Raw genomic sequence first — 22,591 nt, 5'->3', positions numbered from 1 at the left:
TATAACAACGAACTTTAAATTCTATGAGTTCTAAACAAAACAATAAAGTAAAAAAAGAGCAAGGTGGTTTTAGAAAGTACCTTCTTGCTTTTTGGTTAATCTTTTTAGGAGGATGTGCTGCAGTAATATTTTTCTTTCTTTGCGCATCTTGGGGTGTTTTTGGGCCTATGCCTACCTTTGATGAGCTTGAGAATCCTGCAAGTAATGTCGCTACGGAAATTATTTCATCGGATGGAAAAACGATTGGTAAATTCTATTTAGAGAATAGAGTACCTGTTTCCTATGATGATTTGCCAGATCATTTAGTAAAGGCTTTAATTGCTACAGAAGATGAACGTTTTATGAACCACTCTGGTATTGATGCAAGAGGGACATTAAGAGCTGTTACTTCTGTTGGTAGTAGTGGTGGAGCAAGTACAATTACGCAGCAGTTGGCTAAGTTGCTTTTTCACGGAGAAGGAGCGAAGAATTTACCAAAGCGTATTGCACAGAAAGCTAAAGAATGGGTTATCGCTGTTAAATTAGAACGTCAATATACCAAAGAAGAAATACTTACAATGTATTTAAACAAGGCTGACTTCGTTAATAATGCTGTAGGTATTCGAACTGCTTCTCGCGTTTATTTAGGTAAAGAGCCTAAAGACCTTACAATCGATGAAGCGGCAATGTTTGTTGGAATGTTGCAGAACCCTGCTTATTTCAATCCTGTAAGACGTCCTGAACTTGTTCAAAAAAGGAGAAATGTCGTGCTACATCAAATGGCGCGTAATGAATATATTACTAAAGAGCAAAGTGTTGAATTGCAGGAGTTACCTTTAAAGTTAAACTATACTCCTGAAAGTCACAGAGATGGTATTGCTACTTATTTTAGGGAATATTTACGTGAATTTATGCGTAGATGGGTAAAAGAAAACCCTAAAAAAGATGGAACAACTTATGACATTTACAGAGATGGTTTAAAGATATATGTTACACTTGATTCTAGACTACAACAGTATGCTGAGGAAGCTGTAACTGCTCATATTTCAAATTTACAAGAGGAGTTCTTTATTGATCAGAAAAGCAATAAAATGGCACCATTTTATAAGATTAATGAAGCAGATAGAGAGGGAATTATTTCTCGTGCAATGAAGAGTTCTGATAGATGGAGACAAATGAAATCTCAAGGTAAGTCTGAAAAAGAGATTGTAGACTCTTTCAAAGTAGAGACGAAAATGCGTATTTTCTCTTGGAAAGGCGAAATAGATACGGTAATGACTCCAAGAGATTCTATTCTTTATTACAAGCATTTTTTACAAGCAGGGATGATGTCTATGGAACCACAAACTGGGCATATCAAAGCTTGGGTAGGTGGAATTAATTATAAGCATTTCCAATATGATCACGTAGGACAAGGGGCAAGACAGGTAGGTTCGACTTTTAAACCATTTGTTTATGCTACTGCTATCGAAAGATTGCATTATTCGCCTTGTGATTCTATTATAGATTCTCCTTTTACAATGCCAAAAGGAAGACATGGGATAAGTAAAGATTGGTCACCTCAAAACGCCAATCGTAGCCATAAAGGTATTATGACTCTAAAACAAGCATTAGCAGGGTCTGTTAACACAGTTACTGCTAAATTAATGGATAGAGTAGGACCAGCTGCAGTAATTGATCTGATGCGAGATTTAGGTGTTACCTCTGAGATACCAGAAAGCCCTGCCATTGCATTAGGAGCAGTGGATATTACCGTAAGCGATATGGTTGCTGCTTTTAGTACATTCGCAAACCAAGGGATCTATGTGAAACCTGTATTCATTAGTAAAATTCAAGACAAGAATGGTGTAGTGCTTTATAATGCTGTACCAGAAACTAAAGATGTAATGAGTAAAGACGTTGCTTTTGCTATAGTAAAACTACTTGAAGGTGTAACAGAGTCTGGTTCAGGTGTTCGATTACGCACTACTTGGCAAGGGAGTGGCTATAAGAGAGTAACAGGTCACCCATATAAGTTTACTAATCCTATTGCTGGAAAAACGGGTACAACGCAAAATCAGAGTGATGGATGGTTTATTGGTATGGTCCCTAATTTAGCAACAGGTGTTTGGGTTGGGAATGACGATCGTGCTGCCCACTTCAAAACGATGTTGTATGGACAAGGAGCTACTATGGCCTTGCCTATCTGGGGAGTTTATATGAATAAAGCTTATGCAGATAAAACATTAGATATCTCTAAAGGGAATTTTGAAGTACCTGCTAACTTATCTATTCGCGTAGATTGTAGCAAAGTCACGGAGGACACCAAGTCTGAAGATGAGTCAGAGTTAACAACAGATGAATTTGATTTTTAATAAATAGAACGCCTTTTTTTAAAGGCGTTTTTTTTTATATATTAGGACAATTAATTAAACCAAAAAGTCCTATGATAAATAAAAAAGTAGCTAATGTTCAGGTAGCTTTATCTGACATTGCAGATAATATGACGATTATGCTTGGTGGTTTTGGGTTATGTGGAATACCTGAAAACTCTATTGCAGAATTGGTTCGCAAGAATGTGAAGGGATTAACTTGCATATCTAATAATGCAGGGGTTGATGATTTTGGATTAGGTTTGTTACTTCAAAAGAGACAGATTAACAAAATGATATCTTCTTATGTTGGTGAGAATGCTGAATTTGAAAGGCAAATGCTTAGTGGAGAATTAGACGTAGAACTTACTCCTCAAGGTACATTGGCAGAGAAATGTCGTGCGGCTCAGATGGGAATACCTGCATTTTACACTCCTGCAGGTTATGGTACCGAAGTAGCTGAAGGTAAAGAAGTTCGCGTGTTTAAAGGGAAGCCACATATCTTAGAGCATGCTTTTGATGCGGATTTTGCTATTGTGAAAGCTTGGAAAGGGGACGAGGCAGGAAATCTAATCTTTAAGGGAACAGCTCGTAATTTTAATGCTTGTATGGCTGGTGCCGCAAAGATTACTATTGCGGAAGTGGAGGAATTGGTCCCAGCGGGTGAGTTAGACCCGAATGAGATCCATGTTCCTGGCATTTTTGTCAAGCGTATATTTCAAGGAGAGAAATACGAGAAGCGCATTGAGCAACGTACAGTGCGTACGAAGTAATCATTCATCAACCATTAAAAGTACATTATGTTAGATAAAATAGGTATTGCAAAGAGAATAGCAAAAGAGCTACAGGATGGGTTCTATGTAAATTTAGGGATAGGAATCCCTACTTTAGTTGCTAATTACGTTCCACAAGGTATGAATGTAGAGTTTCAAAGTGAGAATGGTGTGTTGGGAATGGGACCTTTTCCCTTTGAAGGAGAAGAAGATGCTGATTTAATAAACGCTGGTAAACAAACGATAACAACTTTGAAAGGAGCTTCTTTTTTTGATTCAGCGACCAGTTTCGGAATGATTAGAGGAAAGCATGTGGACTTGACCATCCTTGGTGCAATGGAAGTCTCTGAAAGCGGAGATATTGCCAATTGGAAGATTCCAGGTAAAATGGTTAAGGGAATGGGAGGAGCTATGGATTTAGTAGCATCTGCTGAAAATATTATTGTTGCTATGATGCACGTTAATAAGATTGGAGAATCGAAGATATTAAAAGAATGTTCGCTTCCTTTGACTGGTGTAAAGTGTGTCAAGAAGATTGTTACAGAACTTGCTGTAATGGAAGTAACTGATAAGGGAATTAAACTATTAGAACGCGCCCCTGGCGTATCTGTAGAAGATATTATTAAGGCTACGGAAGTGACGTTGCTAATTGAAGGAGATATTCCTGAAATGATATTAGACTAATTATCAGGAATTATAAAAGAGAAACGGGCTGTATTTTTTCAAAAAATACAGCCCGTTTTTATTGCGTTATTTCTTTCTTGTTTTGTAAACAAAGAATGGCGTTTTTAAATGCTTGGCCAAATGTTGGGTAGTACTCTTTTGCAGAATACTTTCAAAGAATGATTTATTTCTTTGGATTGTAGCAACCATATCCACAGGTTGTTCGCTTTGTATAAACTCCAATATTGCCTTATCTGTATTATCTGAGGTGAAAATATGGAAACTGATAGGTCTATTTTCATAGCGTTTTTTCCATTTCTCATACACTTCATCGCAAGAAGTACAATTTTTTTGTTTAATGTGAACACATTTTATCTTCGCACCAAGGTTCTCTGCAGCTTGTACTAGTTCATCTAATGTATCTTGTTCTTCTTCGTTGAATAATGAAGTAAAGATTATATTATTAAGCTGTTTAAAAGTAGCCTCTTTCGGAACACTCAATACAGGTACTGTAACTTTTGAGATTGTATTCAACGTATTTGTACCTAAGAGTTTCTTGTGAAAACTTGCATTTCTTCCGTCTGTTCCCATGACTACAAAATCAATTTCGTGCTCCTCTATGGCGTTTAATATCTCTGGGATAAGTAAACCTTCCTTAACTTTAAAAAAGACTTCTACGTGGTCTAAATTTAATTCAGAACGCAAATTAATTAATATTGGGCTATTAGCATGTAATTGCTCCAGTTTTTCGAACTCATTTTTTTTGATCACATTGTCAACTAAATGAGGGCTGATATGGCCTGATATTACTGGTGGGTCATAGACATGCAATACATATAGCTCAGCATCTTTTTGATCAGCAAGTTGTAAAGCATACTTAAATGCGTTATTTGCCGTCTCAGAATAATCAGTAGGGAATAATATTTTTTTCATTTTCTAACACTTTCATACTGTCTACAATATACAAATAATTAATATGTAATGCAGTTTTTTCTTTGAAAAGTACAATGATAATTATCTAAATTTAATAGGAATAATATTTTGTACAGAAGTAAAATAATATTAGTATCTATAAGGGATTTCGGTGACTTCACTAATTAAATTTCCAGTTATTTTTCGGTAAGAAGCCTTGTCATTTTCCCCTAAAGGAGGTAGTGTTAAGTTGTTCTCTTTGGCTTGTTGCGAATAGTAATCTAATCTACTTTTAAACGATGGAGACACAATGTTGTAAATTGTAGTTTGTGCAACTGGTTTAATGACCATGGCTACCGTATATGCAATTATATCTTCTAAGTGAATCATATTGATAGGCATATCAGGGTTGTCTAAGAAGGCTTTCTTGCAGATGTATTCGACAGGTTTTCTATTATGGCCATACAATCCTCCTAAGCGAAGTACACAAGTTTTAAAATGAGAGTTGCTCATCAGCACTTGTTCAGCTGCTAAAATTTGTTGGGCAGTTGCTTCTTGTGAGTATTCTGTACACTGTTCTGTAATTGTTACTGAAGATGGGGCATAAACGGAAACTGAACTCATCATGATCACATTCTTGATTTGCTGTGTTTCTATTGGCTCAATGAGTTTCTTAAAGTTTAGTGCATAAGTTGGGGTATCTTCATTACGAAAGGGAGGGATGGTAATAATTAGCGTATCTATACCATTTAAGAAAGTATTTAGGACAGCGCTATAATCATCAGTGTATAAGTCTAATAGGTAAGGGTCAATACCTTGTTCTTCGAAGTATTTTAGCTTGTCCAATGAGGTAGTTGTACCTTTTACGGTGTATCCTTTTTCTATTAAATTTTGAGCTAAAGGCAGTCCTAACCAACCACACCCTAAAATACCTATGGTTTTCATATTCTTAATATTAGATTTAAATTTGTTATAAAAATAAGCATTTACTTTGTAGTGCTTGATTTATCTCAAGATATTTGAACATTGAAAAACACGAATAAAATGAACAAACTGTTATTATCAGTTCTTGGTTTTTTGACTATGACATTAAGTACAAATGTTGTAGCTCAAGAAAAAGAGAAACAATTGGTTATTGAGAATCGCTTAAATAACCCAAAACAGGTTGACAAACCTTATGTTATTTTGATTTCTATAGATGGGTTTAGACACGATTATATAGAAAAGTACAATGCCGAGTTTCTAAAGAGTTTAGGGGAACAAGGAGTAAGAGCAGAGTCTATGCTGCCTTCTTATCCTTCTGTAACTTTTCCAAACCATTATACGATTGTGACTGGATTATACCCAGCTCATCACGGACTTGTTGGAAACAATATTTATGATCCTAAAATGGATGCAAGATATTCGTTGGGCAATGCTAAAGCAGTTCGAAATAAAGATTGGTACGGAGGAACACCTCTATGGGTGTTAGCTGAACAACAAGAGATGTTATCTGCTTGTTATTATTGGCCAGGTTCTGAAGCTGATATTAAAGGTGTTTTACCATCGTATTACTACAAGTATTCTGAAAAAACTCCTATGCAGGATAGAATAGGCGAAGTTGTGAATTGGCTGAGCTTACCAGAGGATCAACGTCCACATTTCATCACTTTTTACTTGCCAGAAGTTGATCACGCAGGACACCGTTATGGACCAGATGCACCTGAAACAGAGGCAGCTGTTAAATTCGCTGACGAATCGATTAAACAGTTAGTATCCGAAGTAAGCAAAACAGGTCTTCCTGTTAACTATATTGTAGTTTCTGATCACGGTATGGTGGAATTGAACCAGAAGAAACTATTGAAGTTTCCAATCAAACTTACAGGTGAAGACTTTAAGATTACGAGAAACGGAACGTACGTGAGTGTATTTGTAAATGATAAATCTAAAATTGACTATTGGTACAACAAAATTTCATCAGCTGCCAATAAGAAGTATATGAAGGTGTATAAACACGATGAATTGCCAGAGTCATATAATTTTGGTGGAGAACACGATCGTTTTGGTAGAGTAGGAGATATTGTAGTTACAGCAGAGTCACCTTACTATTTTACAGATAGAAAACTTGCTGGTAGCCATGGATTCGATCCCAAAACAGTAAAAGAAATGCATGCTATTTTCTTGGCGTATGGACCGCAAATCAAATCAAATAAAGTAATTCCTTCATTCGAGAATGTGCATGTGTATCCTATCGTAACTGAAATTTTAGGTTTAGAAGTTACTGAAGATATAGATGGAAATACTGAAGTTGCAAAACAAGTATTGAAGTAAAATTTTTGATCATTAAAAAAGGCATATAGTCAATTGACTATATGCCTTTTTGTTTTAAAACTGATAACCAAAACCTAAGTTAAGGTATATGTTGTGCATGGAGAATGATATCGCATCGAAATCACTTCTAAGTACCCCATTGAATCCATAAGTAAGATCTGAGAATAGTTTGAAGTTTTTATTCAACGTCCATTCACCTCCTATTTGAGCTCCCCATTGAAACTTGCGAACTTCGTCCGAGAAGTCGTATTCTCCACGTTCCTCATCTTTAAAGTTGATTCTATCACCGACAGGAGAGTCTTTTCTAAAGGTTCCATCATAGACATAACCATCAAAGTTCTTGTCAATAAGACCTGAGAGATATACTCCCCCATAGATGTTCCATTTAGGCGTTATTCTATAGACTGCAGATATAGGAAATGTTATGTAAGTATTTCGAACATTTGTGCGTACTTTTCCATCATAGTATCCATTTAATTCTGTTCCTTCATAGAAAATACGAGTTTTGTAATCTTTTACTTCAGCTTTTGTTTTCATACCTTTTCCTTCAAATCGCAAGCCGATTCTTACCCCCCATTTTTGATCAACTGTAAGCCATTTAGTAGCATTCGCTTCCAAGCCTAATTGTAATGTTGGATTATAACTGTCAATCTTTCTAATTTCACGAGGTAATCCCAGAGGAGAGCTCCCTCCAATACTAAATTGAGCTCTTACTTGATAGTCCATATTGTGGATAAAGAAGTTTTCTTCTTTTGTGTTTTCTGTTACTTGAGCCGTAACATATAAGGGCATCAGAGCAACTAATATGATATATATATATTTCATTGTTTCAAATTTTTAGAATAGTTGTCATTAATTGTCTTCAAGAACAAGTTCAATCTCGTCAATCCAAAGTGTACTACCGATAGCACCTCTAAAGTCTGCTCCTTGGATACTGGAAGTGAATACAAGTGCAATCATATATTCTTTTGAAGGGTCAAAAGTTTTGTCATTAACATTTTTGAAATTTGCTTCAAATGGCGTCCATTGTTCAGTTTCTGGATAACTACCTTCCTCTATTCTCGCAACCATTACCATTTTCTCACTCTCAAAGTTATGAACACCATCCAAATAATTCTTGTCTGTTGTCTTTTCAAATAATATGGCATAAGCGTCCCATGTATCTCTATCTAAGTCTTTTAGAGCAAATTCATTTTTAGCTCCATAAAAATCACCTGCTTTATATTTGTAGAAGCCTTTTAATGTGATGGGCTTTCGATTGGTATTATAAGGTATACCAAATTTCGGTGACGCCGCTGGTACTGACATGTTTAAACTAAAAGTACCAGTAAATAAATTACCAGCTGCGATCCCTGGTGTTTTTATGAATCCAGTCATTTTGTGATCTAAACCAGTGAGAATGGTTGATAGCTTCGCCGCTTTGCCTTTGTATCCATCAAAATCTACAGCAGTGGGATATTGTGAAGGATTTGTTAGTTTTAATTTTCCAGCAGGCATTATTGAAAACCCTTGGTTCCCACTTGACCAAAGGGTGTTTACCTCATTTTTATCTGTATAGCTTATGAAATTAATATATACATCAGAAGCATACCTTTCATCGACGTCATACTCTTCTTGTAAAACCGCACTTCCTTTGTATAAAAGGTAGTCTTCTAAATTAAAGTAAGTTGGAAACTCACTAAGGATAAAATTCACATAATACGTTTTGGTCCAAGCATGGTCTTCAGAAGTAACAATATACTTCTGAGGTCCATTTGTAAAGTCCAAGCTGGTACCACTTTCAGGTTGGATGGTAGCTCCAGGAGAAAGTACAAATTCAGGGGCAAAAATATTGTCTTCTTTATTTTGTTTTAGTTGGAATATTATAATATCCTCATCTCCAACTTTTTTATTGTGATTGAGAAGTAGTACTTCTGCATCTGCTATTGTAGCCTCTAATATATAAGCTTGTTTGCTCGGTGCTTCATCTTTTATGCATGAGGATAATGTCACGCTTATCAGTAAGAATAAGCTAAACAATAAGTAGTTTTTTTTCATTGAATCGTCATTTACGTTAATTTACTTTTGTATTACTCTATCTAAATAGAAATTTAACTCACAAAGGTATACATCTATTAAAGAGTAGATAGTTTCCTTGAAAGTTGTTAATGATATGGTTTAAGTGTAAGGTGGGGATAAGAAAGTGTTCTTATAGGGCAACTAAAGATTGGATACATTGAATTGTATTTATCTTGATGATGGAAACTTTGTTATTTATGTATTATATAAATAAGCCGACCTGTTTAGAGTCGGCTTAATTTTATATTAAGTTTGATTAGATATAATTTCCACATTAGTTAAATACTGCAAAACCACTCTACTTTATTGTGTTAACAAGATCTCTAAGGTAACACTTTTGCAGATTTGAATTGCAACATTAGGTCTACTTGAAATTATTATCTTTTGTTTATGTCCCTATCGCATATTTTTGTTTTAAAACTGATAACCAAAACCTAAGTTAAGGTATATGTTGTGCATGGAGAATGATATCGCATCAAAGTCACTCTTAAGCACCCCATTGAATCCATAAGTAAGATCTCCGAATAGGAAGAAGTTCTTATTCATTTTCCATTCAGCTCCAATTTGTGTACCCCATTGAAATCTATTTACTTCATCTGAGAAGTCGTAATCAGCTTGTTTACCATCTTCAAAGATAAGTTTTTGACCAGTCGAATTACCTTGTCTTAAGTAACCATCATAAACATACCCATCAAAGGATCTGTCAATGGTAGCAGATAGATAGATACCTCCATATACTGTCCATTGAGTATCTACATTATAGGTAGCTAATATTGGAAAAGTTAAGTAAGTGTTTCTCACTTGTGTCTTTACATTACCAGTGAAGTTACCTTTTACTTGTGCTCCGTTATAATTGATCTGTGTAAGGTAATCTTTTACTTTCGCATCTGTTTTCATTCCTTTTCCTTCCACTCTTATACCTGTACGGATACCCCATTTTTGTTCCTCTGTAAACCATTTTGTGAAGTTAGCCTCCATTCCTAATTGTAACGTTGGATTATAACTTTTTATATCTCTTATTTCACGTGGTAGTCCCAGTGGAGTTGCTCCACCGATACTGAATTGTGAACGTATTTGTACCGTTGTATTTGTATTGAAGAAGTGTTGTCTTTTTACCTTTATTTCTTGTGAAAAAATAGGCAATGAAAGTGCACAGATTAATATCGTTGTTATATATTTAAAGTTCATGTGATCCTTTTTTTAGATTAGTTTTTAGGGTTCTCGTTTTCATCATTTGTCAAGATTTCAACCTCGTCAATATACAAAGTACTTCCAATGGCACCATTAAACAAACTACCTTCTTCACTCGAAGAGAAGACTAAAGCAAGTTTATATTTTTTGTTCTTTGGGTCATAGGTTTTTCCTTCTACATATTGGAATGGTACTTCGAATAAGGTCCAAGTACTTGTCTCTTTTTTCTGTGATTCAGGTACTCGTGCGATAGAGACGATCTTTTCATCTATAAAATCATGATCTCCATATAGCACATCTTCTGGACCTGCTTCAAACAAGATTGCATAGGCATCCCATCTATCTTCTTTGATTTTGTTTTTCTCTAAGTTATTAATTTGGAATTCCTCACCTCTTTTATACTTAAAGTATCCTCTAAGCATAATTGGTTCTTTAGTGAAGCTAACTCCAAATTTAGTTCCTTTTAATGGTTTAGATACCGCTATTGCTAAATCAAATTCTCCTAAGAATAAGTTACCTGCAGCAAGGGGACTTCCCATCATAGGACCTAAAGGTTCTGTTGATAATGTGGTAAGTTTTAGTCCATGTCCTACAAACCCATTAGATACAGCTGAAGTAGGAAAGTCACTTGGCTTTTTCGGATTGTCTGTATCTCCATCAGTCATCGCAAAACCAATGTTTCCACTAGCCCATTCGAAAGTTTCTTTTTCTTTTCCCGTATCTTCATCTATTCCGTTCTCATAGAATACGTGGTAGATATCTGCATTATAGAAACCACCAGCTTTCTCCTTGAATGTTTCAAATTGATATGCTGTTGATATTTCAGAGTTTACAAATTCTATAGTATAGTTTTTTTTGAAAGTAGCACTCTGTGAAGTTACTTCATAAGTCAAAGGCCCTTTACTAAAGTCTCTTACCGTTCCGCTTGCTGGTATAATTGTTGCTCCGTTTGTAAGTCGAAACTCTGGTGCTACTTTAGTTAAATCAAGTGATTTATATACGGTAAATGTCACTTTATCATTTGAAATAATAGGAGATGACAATATAAATTCCTCCGGAATAGTTGCTATTTCTATATCAGCCTCGTTATTTAATGCCTCATCTTTGATACAAGATGAAAAGGTTATCCCTATAAACGCGAGTAGGGGTATAAATAAGTAATTTAATCGCATAGGTTAATCATTTTATTAATTAGTAAATTATTATGTGTTATGTTTTGTTCGGTAAAAACCGAACTGCAAATTTACACAAACTATTTGATTGATTAATTGATTGCTAAATCACAGTGAATTGGAATCTTTAGCTTTTTTTGGTCTAAAAAGCTAAATAACAATTCGTTTTATTAGCGAATTGTTATTTTTAGGTGCGTTTTTTTAGAGTTTGACAGTGAAAATAACGCGAATGGCTTTTGAATAAAAAAAAAGCCTGAAGATAGTATCTTCAGGCTTATGCTATAGGGTATGAGATGAAAACTAAAATTGGTAACCAAATCCTAAATTGACGTAAATGCTATACATATTAAAAGTTATGGCATCAAAGTCTTTTTTGAATAAGGGATTTAACCCCCAGTTTAGATCGGCAAATAGGCGAAAATGTTCATTCATCTTGTATTCACCCCCAAATTCTAACCCCCATTGAAATCGGTTTAATTCATTCGAAAAATCGTAGTCACCTTTGGCACTTTCTTCGAAGACAATAGGCGTACCAACGGGTGTGCCCTCACGCATTACTCCGTCGTATACATAGCCTGTGAAGTCCTTATCTATCAATCCAGAAAAGTAGAAACCGCCATAGACATTCCAGCTATTTGTCGCCTTCCACGTTGCTAAGACTGGAAAAGTAACGTAAGAGTTCTTCATTGTGGTCTTCACATTTCCTGTAAAATATCCTTTAGTCTGTTTGCCTTCTTCTCCATCTATTTGGGTATAGTAGTTCTTTACATTTGCATCAGTTTTCATTCCTCTGCCTTCAAATCGCAAACCTGTTCTAATTCCCCATTTTTGGCTTTCTGAAAACCATTTTGTAGTTGTAAATTCCAGACCAAGTTGCAGAGTTGGATTATAGCTGTTTACCTCTCTGATCGATGCTGGCATTCCAAGTGGAGTACTTCCTCCAACACTGAATTGTGCCCTCAGTTGGTGGTCCATGTTTTCTTGGAAGAAGTTACGAAACTTCGAGGTAGTAGAAACCTCTGTATTCTCTTGAGCAAGGGCTGTAGTAGTACAGCAGCTTGCAACTAGCAGAACGGTATATAAAAGTATATTTTTCATCTTATTCGTCTTTGTCAAAAACCAATTCTATTTCATCTACCAGTAAGGTGCTTCCAATAGCCCCTGTGAAAAATGCTCCTTCTATACTCGAAGTCATGACTATAGTCAGCATGTAATCTCTTTGAGGGTCGTATGTCTTTCCAGGTAGTAATTCAAAAGGCACTTCAAACTCAGTCCAAGTGTTTGTCTCTTGTCTTAGTTCTTTTGGTATACGCGCAATGGCTATATTTCGAGGATCTTTAAAATTGTGATCTCCCGATAAGTAATTATTTTTCTTCTGCGTTTCAAAAATGATTGCGTAGATATCGAAGTCGTCTTTTTTATTTGGAACAGGTTTGAAATTCACATCTGTTACCACTTCACCAGCTTTATATTTATACACTCCACGGAGTGATTTGGGCATTTCTCCATTGTATGGCAGTCCAAATTTGGTTGATTTAACTGTATTTAGATAGTTTAGTTTAAATGTACCAATGAATAGATTACCCGCAGCGATTGGATTACCCGTTTTGGCTGCGAAATCAGCTGTGTAAACCGTTTGCATTTTTACGGCAAGTCCTCCGCGACGTCCAGGAGCAATTGTAGTTGGGTATCCTTCAGGGGGAGTAGATCCAGCTATTGTAGCATATCCCTCATTGCCACTGTCCCAATCCATTATTTTATCTCCATTGGATCCAATCTCAAAAAAGCGATAATACCTGTCTTTATCTGTTAGTTCAGCATTATTGAAGGTGTATAAGGTACTTAATTCGTCTGACGTGAAACTTATTGTATAATCTTTACGCCACTTTTTGTCTTGTGCAATAACAGTTACCTTTTGGCTGTTTCTAAAATCTCTTGTCAGGCCGTTTGGAGGATCTAACGTCGCATTAGGCGATACTATAAAAACAGGAGATTGATGTTCAAGGTCAATATTTGACTTGACTCTAAACTCCACTGTAGTATTCGTAATAATAGGTTCTGTCTTTAAGTATTCTGACGGAATGTATGCCTCTAAAATATCTGCATTTGTATCGAGTTCTTCCTCTTTAATACAACTAATTGTGATTATAGAAGATAGAAAAAGTAGACTAAGAGCGATTTTCCTAAACATAGTAAGTTGTTTTTATTACGATAGTGAATATACAAGTTTCTTGCCAATTTTTAGTTTTGTTTTATCACTTCCTGTGATGTCAAAGGTCATCAAGTCAGTGGAGAGTAGAGATAGAGTGTATCTGCCAAGGCTTTGAGGTATTGTAGGAGGACTTGTTATCGCTGTGTTCTAATATTGTTGACAGGGTTATCGCATAGTGGTCGGCTAAAAAAGGTAATAAATAAGCCGATCACAAGCCGACCAAAAGCCGACCACAAGCCGACCACCATTTAAAAGGATGCCTAAAAGGTGGATTTAAAATGCGGGTAATAGGTGGTTTTATGGCCTTTTTTGTGTGATAAAGGTGTCGTTTGCTTGAAGTTTAATGGTTGTGAAGAGGAGTGATACTCAAAGGGGGGACTTTGGGTAAGAGTTATAAACCTAAAAAGGGACTATCTCATTGTTTTTTGAGATAGTCCCTTTTTATTGACGTATAGTTCAGTAGGTTTACTTTAATTTTCTTGTTTCATAGAGATCCAGTCTTCTGTCTTTCTTGATTTGCACACTACCGTGTTCGTGTAATTCTTTTAGTAAATCAACGTCAACGTCAACAATCAATGTCATTTCAGTATTTGGAGTAGCCTCTGCTTTAACCCCATTAGTAGGGAAAGCGAAATCAGAAGGCGTAAACACAGCAGCTTGAGCAAACTGTATATCCATGTTGTTTACTTTAGGCAAGTTACCAACACATCCTGCAATAGCAACATAGCACTCATTCTCAATGGCTCTTGCAGCAGCACAACTGCGAACGCGTGAGTATCCATTTTGGGTATCGGTCAAGAATGGAACAAATAAGATATCCATACCTTGATCAGACATCAATCGCGATAATTCAGGGAACTCTACGTCATAACAAATCATAACGCCAATTTTTCCACAGTCGGTGTCGAAAGTCTGTATTTTCGAACCTCCTTGCATACCCCAATAGTGTACTTCGTTTGGCGTAATATGTATTTTTTGATACATTTCGTAGGATCCATCTCGCTTACATAAGAACCCTACGTTGTAAAGTGTTCCATCTACTAAGTGAGGCATACTACCCGTGATAATATTTATGTTGTAGGATATTGCAAATTCTTGAAACTTCTTGCGAATAGGCACAGTGTATCGGGCTAATTCTCGAATAGCCTCTGCTTCTGATAAGTGGTTGTAATCGGCCATTAGTGGAGCAGTAAATAGCTCAGGGAATAGCGCAAAGTCACTTTCGTAGTCAGATACTGCATTAATAAAGAATTCTGCTTGATCAAAAAATTCATCTAAGTCGTTTAGGGGACGCATTTGCCATTGAATTAATCCAAGTCGAATAACACTTTTTTTGGTGTTAATTAACTGAACATCTTTTTCATAGTAAATATTGTTCCATTCAAGTAGGACAGCGTATTCTTTAGAGCTAACATCACCTTCAAGATAGTTGCGCATTAACCTTACCATGTGGAAGTCGTTAGCCAATTGGAAAGACATCACAGGGTCGTGAATTTCTTTGGTTTTTACTTTCTCAAGATACTGCTTTGGAGTCATTTCTTCAGCGTATTTTGAATAGTTGGGAATACGACCAGCAAATACAATAGATTTTAAATTCAGCTGTTCACATAATTCTTTACGGGCGTCGTATAAACGTCTTCCCAAACGCAAACCTCTATATTTAGGGTGAATAAACACATCGATACCATAAAGTACATTTCCTTTAGGGTTGTGCGTATTGAAGGTAGAATATCCCGTAATTTGATCATAAGTGTGCGCAGACATCGCCTGCTTTTCATCAATAATTAAAGATAAAGCAGAACCTACCACGACATCATCTACTAAAATTACCAATTGACCTTCAGGAAAGACATTTAGCAAGTCAGCAATCTCCCCTTTATCCCAGTAAGGATCTTCCAATCCTTTGTAGGATTCCATCATCGAACGCTTCAATTCTATATAATCGTCAATCTGTAAATTTCTTAGTTCAACTTTATTAATTTGGTTTTCCATGATTTTTTGTTGCAATTTACAAAGATTTAAGGATAGGAAAAGGATAAATAATGTGAAAATTATACAAAATTTATAAAAAATGGTCTATTTTTTGCTTGTAATTACATAGCGAGAAACCAATATATTTAACCATGCTCGCAGATTTAAAACCAAAAAACTATGAGTTCATTAAAAAATCGAGTTCAATTAATTGGACGTATTGGGCAAGACCCAGAAATTAAGCGTTTTGAAAAAGATAGTATTAGGGCAACTTTTTCGATTGCTATTAATGAGGTGTATTACAATGAGAAGAACGAGAGGGTGGAGTCTACTCAATGGCACAATGTTGTAGCGTGGGGAAAAGTAGCTGAGATAGTTGAAAAATTTGCTTCAAAGGGTAGGGAAGTGGCTATTGAAGGCAAATTAGTTAATCGCACTTACACCGACAGTGAAGGCAATAAGAAATACATTACAGAAGTGGTAGTAGGAGAAATTTTACTCTTGGGTAGCAAGTAATTAGAGATTTGAAAGATAATTGATTTATTATAAAAACAATGATAAACTCTATCAACGGAGTTTACATTGTTTTTTTTTGTCAGATGTTTTTCGCACATCGATTGATTAGGATATATTGGAGTTTAGTCTCTGTGAAAAAGAATATAATCAATAGGCCTCATGGATACCGTATTGTTAGACGTTTAAAAAATAGTAACTTGCAGATTATTAAAAAGTAATTGACGTGGTTTCTATTTTAGTCATTGAAGATGATATTCGCGTAGCAGAGTTATTGCAACGCAGTCTGGAAGAACAACAGTATAAGGTTGATGTAGCCTATGATGGTTATATGGGGCGAAAATTGGCTTTACAGAGGGAGTACAGCTTGATTATCACAGACGTTATATTGCCCAAAATCAATGGCATTGATTTGTGTAAAGAACTAAAAAGAGAAATACCACAGGTTCCGATTATTATGCTTACGGCACTCGGTACGACTGATGATAAAGTCGAAGGATTTGATGCTGGTGCAGATGATTATTTAGTCAAGCCTTTTGAAATTAGAGAATTGTATGTTCGCATTCGAGCGCTTATTAAGCGCTTTGAAAATAACAATCCCACAAAATCGAATATTTTGCGTTATGCAGATATGGAGCTTGATTTGAATGAAAAGAAGTTTAAACGATCTGGTCAAGAAATTCACTTAACTCCCAAGGAGTTTAACCTTCTTCAATATATGATGGAGAATCCTGAACGCGTATTGTCCCGCAGCGAGATATCCGAGAAGGTTTGGGACACGCATTTCGATACAGGAACTAATTTTATCGATGTGTATATTAACTACTTGAGAAAAAAAGTAGAGATAGATACAGCAAATAAACTAATACATACTAAATCGGGTATGGGCTTTATTTTGAAACAGAATGAAAATTAAAACGAGGCTTACATTACTTTTTACTGTTTTAGTAGCGTCAATACTGCTTGTGTTCGCAGGGGTTATCTATTGGTCTTCTTCTCAGAATAGAGAAATTGAATTTTATGAAGAGCTCGAGAAAGAGGCAATTACAAAAGCTAAACTTTTTTTAGAGGCTAAAGTTAAGACTAACACCTTACACCGTATTTATTTGAATAATAGTCAGATTATCAACGAAGTTGAGGTGGCTATTTACAACAGTTCTTTTGAGTTGTTGTATCACGACGATGTCGAAATTGACCGTGTTAAAGAAACGGACGAAATGCTGACCTCTATTTTAAAGTTGAATCAATTGCACTTTATGCAAGATGATTGGCAGGTTATCGGCATGCTTTATAAGTACGATGGAAAAGATTATATCATTACTGCTACTGCCTTTGATGAATATGGATATACTAAGTTGCAAAACTTGTTTTATACCATCATTGTATTGACTATTGTCTCCTTACTCGTTATCGCTTCTTTGGGTACCTTTTTTGCGAGTAGAGCACTAATGCCAATAAAGAAGATGATCAGTGAGGTAAATAAGATAACAGCTACTAACTTGGACTTGAGGCTGAGCAATGAACAAAATAAAGATGAATTAGCTGCCTTGGCTAATACCTTTAATGAAATGCTAAATAGACTTGAAAGTTCCTTTGATAGTCAAAAACAATTTGTTTCGAATATTTCTCATGAGTTGCGCACCCCTTTGGCTGCTATAATTGCTGAGTTAGACTTGGCATTGAATAAAGAGAATGAAAAAGAAGCGTATGTACAGACAATTCAAAATGCTTTAGCCGATGCCAAAAAGTTGGTAAAGTTATCTAATAGTTTATTGGACTTTGCTAAGGCGAGTTATGATCCTACTGAGATTGTCTTTAAGGAAGTTAGAATTGATGAAATTATTTTGGATGCTTGTCAAAAATTGCAGAAGTCAAATAGTACTTATAAGTTTAATTTCCTTATCGATGAATCTGTAGAGGAGGAGGAAATGATGATTGCTTCTGTAAATCCATATTTAATGGAGGTGGCGTTGATGAACCTTTTGGAGAATGCTTGTAAGTATTCTGATAATCATCACGGAACAGTGAGTTTGTTTAATATCAGAGGTCGTTTAGTGATTAAGATAGCTGATAAGGGGATTGGGATGAGCGCAGAAGATATAGAGAAGATTTTTAAACCTTTCTATAGAGGAGATAACGGCAAGTATTTGGAGGGAAATGGCATTGGACTTTCACTGACTAAGAAAGTGGTGGACTTGCACAAAGGAACTATTGCTGTTACTTCACAAGTAAATAAAGGAACCGAATTTGTAATCACTTTATAATTCAGTGGGCGTGTATTATTAGCTATTTAAAATGCATATCTTATTGTTACTTACTCCTTGAGTAGGCAAAAAACTGATTGGTTCAAACGGCTTTGTTTGAACGAGGGTCTCCTTCGAAATTTAGTCTAAAGATTACTAAGGGCACAAAGCGCATTTGTTGTTTTTTTGTGCCTTGACTGTTTTCTGTGAGAGTATTCTCCCTTGTGTTTTTTATCACTTTAAATAACGCAGAGGGTGATAATAGCACTTTTAAAATAGCAGTTTTTTATTTCGTTAAATTCAACTGCTGTAGTTGTTCGTTGACTTATCTTGTCAATTGATTAGAATTTTACCTCCTCTGTTTTGGTAAACCCAAATACGCGATAGACATATAAATGAGAATAAAGTATACGAGAATAGGCCTGATTTAGTAATACAAGCATATAATAGTTTTGGTTGTACAGCTAATGAAGGGACTATGGAGTAGAATTGCTTTGCCGTATTTTGCTAATACAGATTTTGGGTTTATCCCTTTCGTTAATCTGGTGTATTGTCAACTTGTATATTGTCGAATGTGACTTAGACGATCAATTTTTCTGTTTTTCTAATAGAATTCTAATATTTTTCTAAAACCTTTCTAATAGCCTTCTCTAAAGGCTTCCTTTACTTTTGCCACATCAAAAAATAAGATATGGACACAGAATCCTTTATAGTTATTCATTGTTAAACCATCCTGCTTAGTTGCTCATAATACATGTGATTGCTCAGTAGGAGCAAAAAGTAAAAGTTATGGCAATTTCAGTATTTATTTTAAGATTATTACTTGCTTTCGCATTAGGTGCTTTGATCGGTGTAGAAAGACAAGTAAGACAGAAAAGCGCAGGATTGCGAACAAATACCTTAGTATGTATAGGTGCGGCTGGTTTTGTATTGATGTCTTATCAGATTGGGGGTACAGCTGTAGGGAGAGTAGCTTCTTATGTTGTTAGTGGAATAGGTTTTTTAGGAGCAGGTGTGATTATGAAAGACGGATTTAGCATTCGCGGTTTGAATACAGCAGCTACTATTTGGTGTTCTGCTTCTGTTGGTTCTATGTGTGGAGTAGGACTGTGGAAAGAAGCAATCGTCATGACGGTATTGATTGTGGGAGCCCACTTGTTATTGCGTCCTTTAGGATCAGTTATTAATAAGCTTTCTTTTGAGTCAGAAAGCGATTCGTCAGAAGTACACTACGAGATAATTGTGGGTTGTAAGGAAGAAGTAGAGAATGCTATACGCGTAATGGTCTTACAACAGCTAAAATCTCAAAAGGATTTGCAAATGCGCTCATTGAAAAGTTCAGATAATGGCAATCCAGCTTTCTCGTATTTAAAATTTGAGATTTACTGTATTGGAAGGAAAGATGAGGTATTAGAGCAAATTACGAAGAAAGTTTCCTTAGAGTTTGGAGTGTCTGAAGTTTCTTGGGAACTAACAACTTATTAACCGATTAAAAACAGAAATGCGATGAAAAAGACGACCCATGTACCAAGTAATCTGACCAAGTTGGCTAAAGATTTTCAAAGTATAGATCAAATGATGACAATGCTTCCCGTTTTGAAGAAAATGCCCATTATAGATATTAGTGAAGTGTTGTCTTTAATGGAGAATAAAGATCTATTTACTGTTTTATGTGAATTTCCCATTTCAGAGCAAGGAGAGATTTTTGCAGAATTTCCCTTAGTAAAACAACTTTCCTTTTTTCAACAAATAAGTAAAAAACGCTTTTCAAAAATATTCGAAGAAATGCCTTCTGATGCAAGAGCAGATTTGTTTCAAATCTTAACGCAACAAGAGCAGATTGACTTATTGCCTTTTTTAAACAAGCACATCAGAGAGAATGTTTTGGCTTTGAGTTCTTATCCAGCAGATACTGCAGGTGGGATAATGATCACTGATTTTGCTACTGTTTCGAGAGATATGTCTTGTTTTGAGGCCATACAAAAGGTGAGACAAGATGCCCCTTCCAAAAAGACTATTTACTATGTGTACGTCGTAGGAGAGGATCAGACTCTTGTAGGCTTTATTACTTTAAAAGATTTGATCATTGCTGAGCCAGATGTATTGGTCAATGATGAACTCCACACAGAGTTTGTCTTTGGTTATGTAGATGAATCAAGCGAATCAGTGGCGGCTAAGATTGATAAGTATGAGTTAGTTGCACTGCCTATTCTCAACAGTAAGAATCAACTTGTTGGAATAGTAACCCACGATGAGGCTATTGATGTAATACAAGCAGAACATACAGAAGATATGGAGCGCTTTATGGGAATTATCAGCAATAATGAAGAATTAGATTACAATCAGACAAGCATATTTGATCATTTTAAAAAGAGAGTATTCTGGTTGGTTACTTTGGCTATTGTAGGTATTATTTCTGGATTGATAATTCACAGTTATGAAGGAGCCTTAGCGCAGATGATGATTTTAGCCTTGTATATGCCTATGGTAGCTGATACAGGTGGGAATGCCGGAAGTCAATCTGCAACTGTGATCATTAGAGCTTTAGCATTAGGACAAGTTAATATGAAATCGTGGTTTGCTATCTTGTGGAAAGAAACGCGAATTGCATTAATGCTGTCTATTTGCTTAGGAGTATTGGCTTTTGCAAAGGTAGTTTTCTTGAGTTGGGAGACTGATATTCCAGCGGCATATTCGCTGGTAGCAATAGGTGGAGTTATTGCTTTAGCTCTTTCGTTACAAGTTATTTCTTCTACAATTATAGGGGCTGCACTGCCTTTGATAGTCAAGAAAGTAGGAGGTGATCCTGCTGTGGTAGCCAGTCCAGCTATAACGACAATTGTTGATATTTCAGGTTTATTAATTTACTTCAGTATAGCAGCTACCTTTTTTAATCTAAAGTAGCACAGTTATTGTTATATAAAATATTAAGTATTTGAATTGAGTAAAAAGGATGAAAAAAATACGATTTAGAAGTGATTTGAGCCCAGAAGGGTAGAATAAATCTTTTTTTGTAGGAATTAAGAGTAATAAGTTTATATTAATTAACATAATAAGGCGTAAATTTATTGTTAATAATTAGGTTTTAAAATATAGTAAAAATTAAAATATTAAACATAATGGCTAAAAAAGTACAAATAGCAGGTGTTTTAGGCTTGAGCCTCTTATTGAGTTTTTGTTCAGATAAGAATGAGCAAAACGGTGAAACAGCCCAATATTTGGTGGAGAATAAGGTAATTTCTTTGACCGAAAACTCAAACTTGAAAAGTAGAATTAAAACAACTTCAGTAAGTGAGGAGGATTTTACTTTTGATTTAGTTACAGCAGGAATTGTCAAAGCAATTCCTAACCATTATGCAGAGATAGCTTCTCCGTTTTCTGGTAGAATAATTAAGTCTTTCGTGAAATTAGGACAGAAAGTAGCTGTAAACACTCCTTTGTTTGAGGTTACTTCTCCAGATTATTTCGATGCACAAAAAGATTACTTTGACTCTAAGCAAGAGTATAAGCAAGCTTCTTTAAATCTGAGAAGACAAGCTGACTTACTTGAGAATGGCGTAGGTGTTCGTCAAGAGTATGAAGAAGCAGAAACAGAAAATTCGATTGCCAAAGCTGCTTTTGACAATGCAACAGCAGCAATCAAGATTTACAATGTAGAGCCGACGAGTTTAGTTTTAGGCCAGCCTCTTATAGTTCGTTCTCCAATTGCTGGAGAGGTATTGGAGAATAATGTAGTTATCGGTCAATATATCAATGATGATTCAGAACCAGTAGTTAAAATTGCTTCTCTGAATAAGATTTGGATTGTTGGGAAGATTAAAGAGAAAGACATTAATCACTTAAACAAGCTAAATAAAGTTCAGGTAGAATTGTCTGCTTATCCAGATCAACCAATTGTAGGAACGATTTACCATATCAATGAGATTGTAGATGAGGAGACAAGAAGTATTGACGTACTTATTGAGGTGGAGAATGACAAGCGTATTCTAAAACCTGGAATGTATGTCAATGTGCGTTTTATTGATCAACCAGAAAAAGTAATCTTAGTTCCTTCTCGTTCAATTTTACAAGGTGAAGATGATTCTTTTGTTTTTGTGGCAGTATCAGAGCATAGCTATGTCCGCAAGAATGTGAAAATTGGCGGAGTATCAGGAGATAAAACAGTGATTTTATCAGGATTAGACAAAGGAGATAAAGTTGTAAGTGAAGGGGGAATTTACTTGCCACAACTTTAATAACTACA

Annotated in this window: 19 protein-coding genes; 10 read left to right on the top strand and 9 right to left on the bottom strand. The window is 35.6% G+C overall.

The genetic code is table 11. The annotated features are described in order from the left end of the window. The first annotated feature begins 23 nt into the window (after positions 1-23). From NWE55_RS06965 to NWE55_RS06955, 3 genes are all read left to right on the top strand, one after another. Positions 24-2,333 (top strand): penicillin-binding protein 1A, encoded by a 2,310-nt coding sequence (locus NWE55_RS06965; protein ID WP_155090658.1) that lies wholly within the window; start codon positions 24-26, stop codon positions 2,331-2,333. Between the two features lie 71 nt (positions 2,334-2,404). Further along, a complete protein-coding gene (locus NWE55_RS06960) occupies positions 2,405-3,103 on the top strand; it encodes a CoA transferase subunit A (RefSeq protein WP_155090659.1) in 699 nt (232 codons plus the stop codon). 27 nt (positions 3,104-3,130) lie between these two features. Continuing rightward, complete coding sequence (locus NWE55_RS06955; protein WP_155090660.1) at positions 3,131-3,787, top strand: CoA transferase subunit B; 657 nt, start codon at positions 3,131-3,133, stop codon at positions 3,785-3,787. Between the two features lie 66 nt (positions 3,788-3,853). Here the strand turns inward: NWE55_RS06955 and NWE55_RS06950 are convergent, their stop codons facing one another. After that, positions 3,854-4,699 (bottom strand): universal stress protein, encoded by an 846-nt coding sequence (locus NWE55_RS06950; protein ID WP_155090661.1) that lies wholly within the window; start codon positions 4,697-4,699, stop codon positions 3,854-3,856. A gap of 129 nt (positions 4,700-4,828) precedes the next feature. After that, positions 4,829-5,623, bottom strand: a complete 795-nt coding sequence (locus NWE55_RS06945) for an NAD(P)H-binding protein (protein ID WP_155090662.1) — start codon at positions 5,621-5,623, stop codon at positions 4,829-4,831. 99 nt (positions 5,624-5,722) lie between these two features. On the opposite strand from NWE55_RS06945, the gene NWE55_RS06940 reads away from it, so the two are divergent. Then, positions 5,723-6,988: an alkaline phosphatase family protein gene (locus tag NWE55_RS06940; protein ID WP_155090663.1), complete on the top strand. Its 1,266-nt coding sequence runs from the start codon at positions 5,723-5,725 to the stop codon at positions 6,986-6,988. 54 nt (positions 6,989-7,042) lie between these two features. Here the strand turns inward: NWE55_RS06940 and NWE55_RS06935 are convergent, their stop codons facing one another. From NWE55_RS06935 to NWE55_RS06905, 7 genes are all read right to left on the bottom strand, one after another. Continuing rightward, positions 7,043-7,813 carry a porin family protein gene (locus NWE55_RS06935; protein ID WP_155090664.1) on the bottom strand — a complete coding sequence of 257 codons (771 nt, stop codon included), beginning with the start codon at positions 7,811-7,813 and terminating at the stop codon, positions 7,043-7,045. A gap of 27 nt (positions 7,814-7,840) precedes the next feature. Then, positions 7,841-9,025 carry a PCMD domain-containing protein gene (locus tag NWE55_RS06930; RefSeq protein WP_155090665.1) on the bottom strand — a complete coding sequence of 395 codons (1,185 nt, stop codon included), beginning with the start codon at positions 9,023-9,025 and terminating at the stop codon, positions 7,841-7,843. A 435-nt stretch (positions 9,026-9,460) separates the two neighbouring features. Beyond that, positions 9,461-10,234, bottom strand: coding sequence for a porin family protein (locus tag NWE55_RS06925; RefSeq protein ID WP_155090666.1), 774 nt, complete (start codon positions 10,232-10,234; stop codon positions 9,461-9,463). A gap of 17 nt (positions 10,235-10,251) precedes the next feature. Then, complete coding sequence (locus NWE55_RS06920) at positions 10,252-11,409, bottom strand: PCMD domain-containing protein (protein ID WP_155090667.1); 1,158 nt, start codon at positions 11,407-11,409, stop codon at positions 10,252-10,254. Positions 11,410-11,709: 300 nt separating this feature from the next. Beyond that, positions 11,710-12,507, bottom strand: coding sequence for a porin family protein (locus NWE55_RS06915; protein ID WP_155090668.1), 798 nt, complete (start codon positions 12,505-12,507; stop codon positions 11,710-11,712). Position 12,508: 1 nt separating this feature from the next. Continuing rightward, positions 12,509-13,600 carry a PCMD domain-containing protein gene (locus tag NWE55_RS06910; RefSeq protein WP_155090669.1) on the bottom strand — a complete coding sequence of 364 codons (1,092 nt, stop codon included), beginning with the start codon at positions 13,598-13,600 and terminating at the stop codon, positions 12,509-12,511. Between the two features lie 486 nt (positions 13,601-14,086). After that, entirely contained in the window at positions 14,087-15,613 is a 1,527-nt protein-coding gene (locus tag NWE55_RS06905; protein ID WP_155090670.1) for a bifunctional GNAT family N-acetyltransferase/carbon-nitrogen hydrolase family protein, read from the bottom strand. A gap of 159 nt (positions 15,614-15,772) precedes the next feature. Between NWE55_RS06905 and NWE55_RS06900 the strand changes: the two genes are divergently transcribed. The 6 genes from NWE55_RS06900 to NWE55_RS06875 all read left to right on the top strand — a co-directional run bounded on the left by NWE55_RS06900 (position 15,773) and on the right by NWE55_RS06875 (position 22,583). Continuing rightward, positions 15,773-16,108, top strand: a complete 336-nt coding sequence (locus NWE55_RS06900) for a single-stranded DNA-binding protein (protein ID WP_155090671.1) — start codon at positions 15,773-15,775, stop codon at positions 16,106-16,108. A 223-nt stretch (positions 16,109-16,331) separates the two neighbouring features. Beyond that, the gene (locus NWE55_RS06895; protein ID WP_160339247.1) at positions 16,332-17,021 is read left to right on the top strand and encodes a response regulator transcription factor; all 690 of its coding nucleotides are present in this window, start codon (positions 16,332-16,334) and stop codon (positions 17,019-17,021) included. Further along, a complete protein-coding gene (locus tag NWE55_RS06890) occupies positions 17,011-18,369 on the top strand; it encodes a sensor histidine kinase (protein ID WP_155090672.1) in 1,359 nt (452 codons plus the stop codon). Before NWE55_RS06895 ends, NWE55_RS06890 begins: the two co-directional genes overlap by 11 nt. 768 nt (positions 18,370-19,137) lie before the next feature. Further along, entirely contained in the window at positions 19,138-19,833 is a 696-nt protein-coding gene (locus tag NWE55_RS06885) for an MgtC/SapB family protein (protein WP_155090673.1), read from the top strand. A 21-nt stretch (positions 19,834-19,854) separates the two neighbouring features. Then, complete coding sequence (mgtE, locus tag NWE55_RS06880) at positions 19,855-21,252, top strand: magnesium transporter (RefSeq protein ID WP_155090674.1); 1,398 nt, start codon at positions 19,855-19,857, stop codon at positions 21,250-21,252. 215 nt (positions 21,253-21,467) lie between these two features. Continuing rightward, the gene (locus NWE55_RS06875) at positions 21,468-22,583 is read left to right on the top strand and encodes an efflux RND transporter periplasmic adaptor subunit (protein ID WP_258204678.1); all 1,116 of its coding nucleotides are present in this window, start codon (positions 21,468-21,470) and stop codon (positions 22,581-22,583) included. Positions 22,584-22,591 lie beyond the last annotated feature (8 nt).

Source organism: Myroides albus (assembly GCF_024722315.1).
Classification (GTDB): domain Bacteria; phylum Bacteroidota; class Bacteroidia; order Flavobacteriales; family Flavobacteriaceae; genus Flavobacterium; species Flavobacterium album_A.
Note: the sequence above shows the minus strand (reverse complement) of the source record. Positions and strands in the feature narration are given on the sequence as shown.

Bases quoted from the DNA above. Each gene is read 5' to 3' on its own strand.
- NWE55_RS06875 (WP_258204678.1), top strand. From the start codon at position 21,468: ATGGCTAAAAAAGTACAAATAGCAGGTGTTTTAGGCTTGAGCCTCTTA.
- NWE55_RS06925 (WP_155090666.1), bottom strand. From the start codon at position 10,234: ATGAACTTTAAATATATAACAACGATATTAATCTGTGCACTTTCATTG.
- NWE55_RS06930 (WP_155090665.1), bottom strand. From the start codon at position 9,025: ATGAAAAAAAACTACTTATTGTTTAGCTTATTCTTACTGATAAGCGTG.
- NWE55_RS06885 (WP_155090673.1), top strand. From the start codon at position 19,138: ATGGCAATTTCAGTATTTATTTTAAGATTATTACTTGCTTTCGCATTA.
- NWE55_RS06940 (WP_155090663.1), top strand. From the start codon at position 5,723: ATGAACAAACTGTTATTATCAGTTCTTGGTTTTTTGACTATGACATTA.
- NWE55_RS06945 (WP_155090662.1), bottom strand. From the start codon at position 5,623: ATGAAAACCATAGGTATTTTAGGGTGTGGTTGGTTAGGACTGCCTTTA.
- NWE55_RS06905 (WP_155090670.1), bottom strand. From the start codon at position 15,613: ATGGAAAACCAAATTAATAAAGTTGAACTAAGAAATTTACAGATTGAC.
- NWE55_RS06890 (WP_155090672.1), top strand. From the start codon at position 17,011: ATGAAAATTAAAACGAGGCTTACATTACTTTTTACTGTTTTAGTAGCG.
- NWE55_RS06920 (WP_155090667.1), bottom strand. From the start codon at position 11,409: ATGCGATTAAATTACTTATTTATACCCCTACTCGCGTTTATAGGGATA.
- NWE55_RS06955 (WP_155090660.1), top strand. From the start codon at position 3,131: ATGTTAGATAAAATAGGTATTGCAAAGAGAATAGCAAAAGAGCTACAG.
- NWE55_RS06900 (WP_155090671.1), top strand. From the start codon at position 15,773: ATGAGTTCATTAAAAAATCGAGTTCAATTAATTGGACGTATTGGGCAA.
- NWE55_RS06960 (WP_155090659.1), top strand. From the start codon at position 2,405: ATGATAAATAAAAAAGTAGCTAATGTTCAGGTAGCTTTATCTGACATT.
- NWE55_RS06910 (WP_155090669.1), bottom strand. From the start codon at position 13,600: ATGTTTAGGAAAATCGCTCTTAGTCTACTTTTTCTATCTTCTATAATC.
- NWE55_RS06950 (WP_155090661.1), bottom strand. From the start codon at position 4,699: ATGAAAAAAATATTATTCCCTACTGATTATTCTGAGACGGCAAATAAC.
- NWE55_RS06935 (WP_155090664.1), bottom strand. From the start codon at position 7,813: ATGAAATATATATATATCATATTAGTTGCTCTGATGCCCTTATATGTT.
- NWE55_RS06965 (WP_155090658.1), top strand. From the start codon at position 24: ATGAGTTCTAAACAAAACAATAAAGTAAAAAAAGAGCAAGGTGGTTTT.
- NWE55_RS06915 (WP_155090668.1), bottom strand. From the start codon at position 12,507: ATGAAAAATATACTTTTATATACCGTTCTGCTAGTTGCAAGCTGCTGT.
- mgtE (WP_155090674.1), top strand. From the start codon at position 19,855: ATGAAAAAGACGACCCATGTACCAAGTAATCTGACCAAGTTGGCTAAA.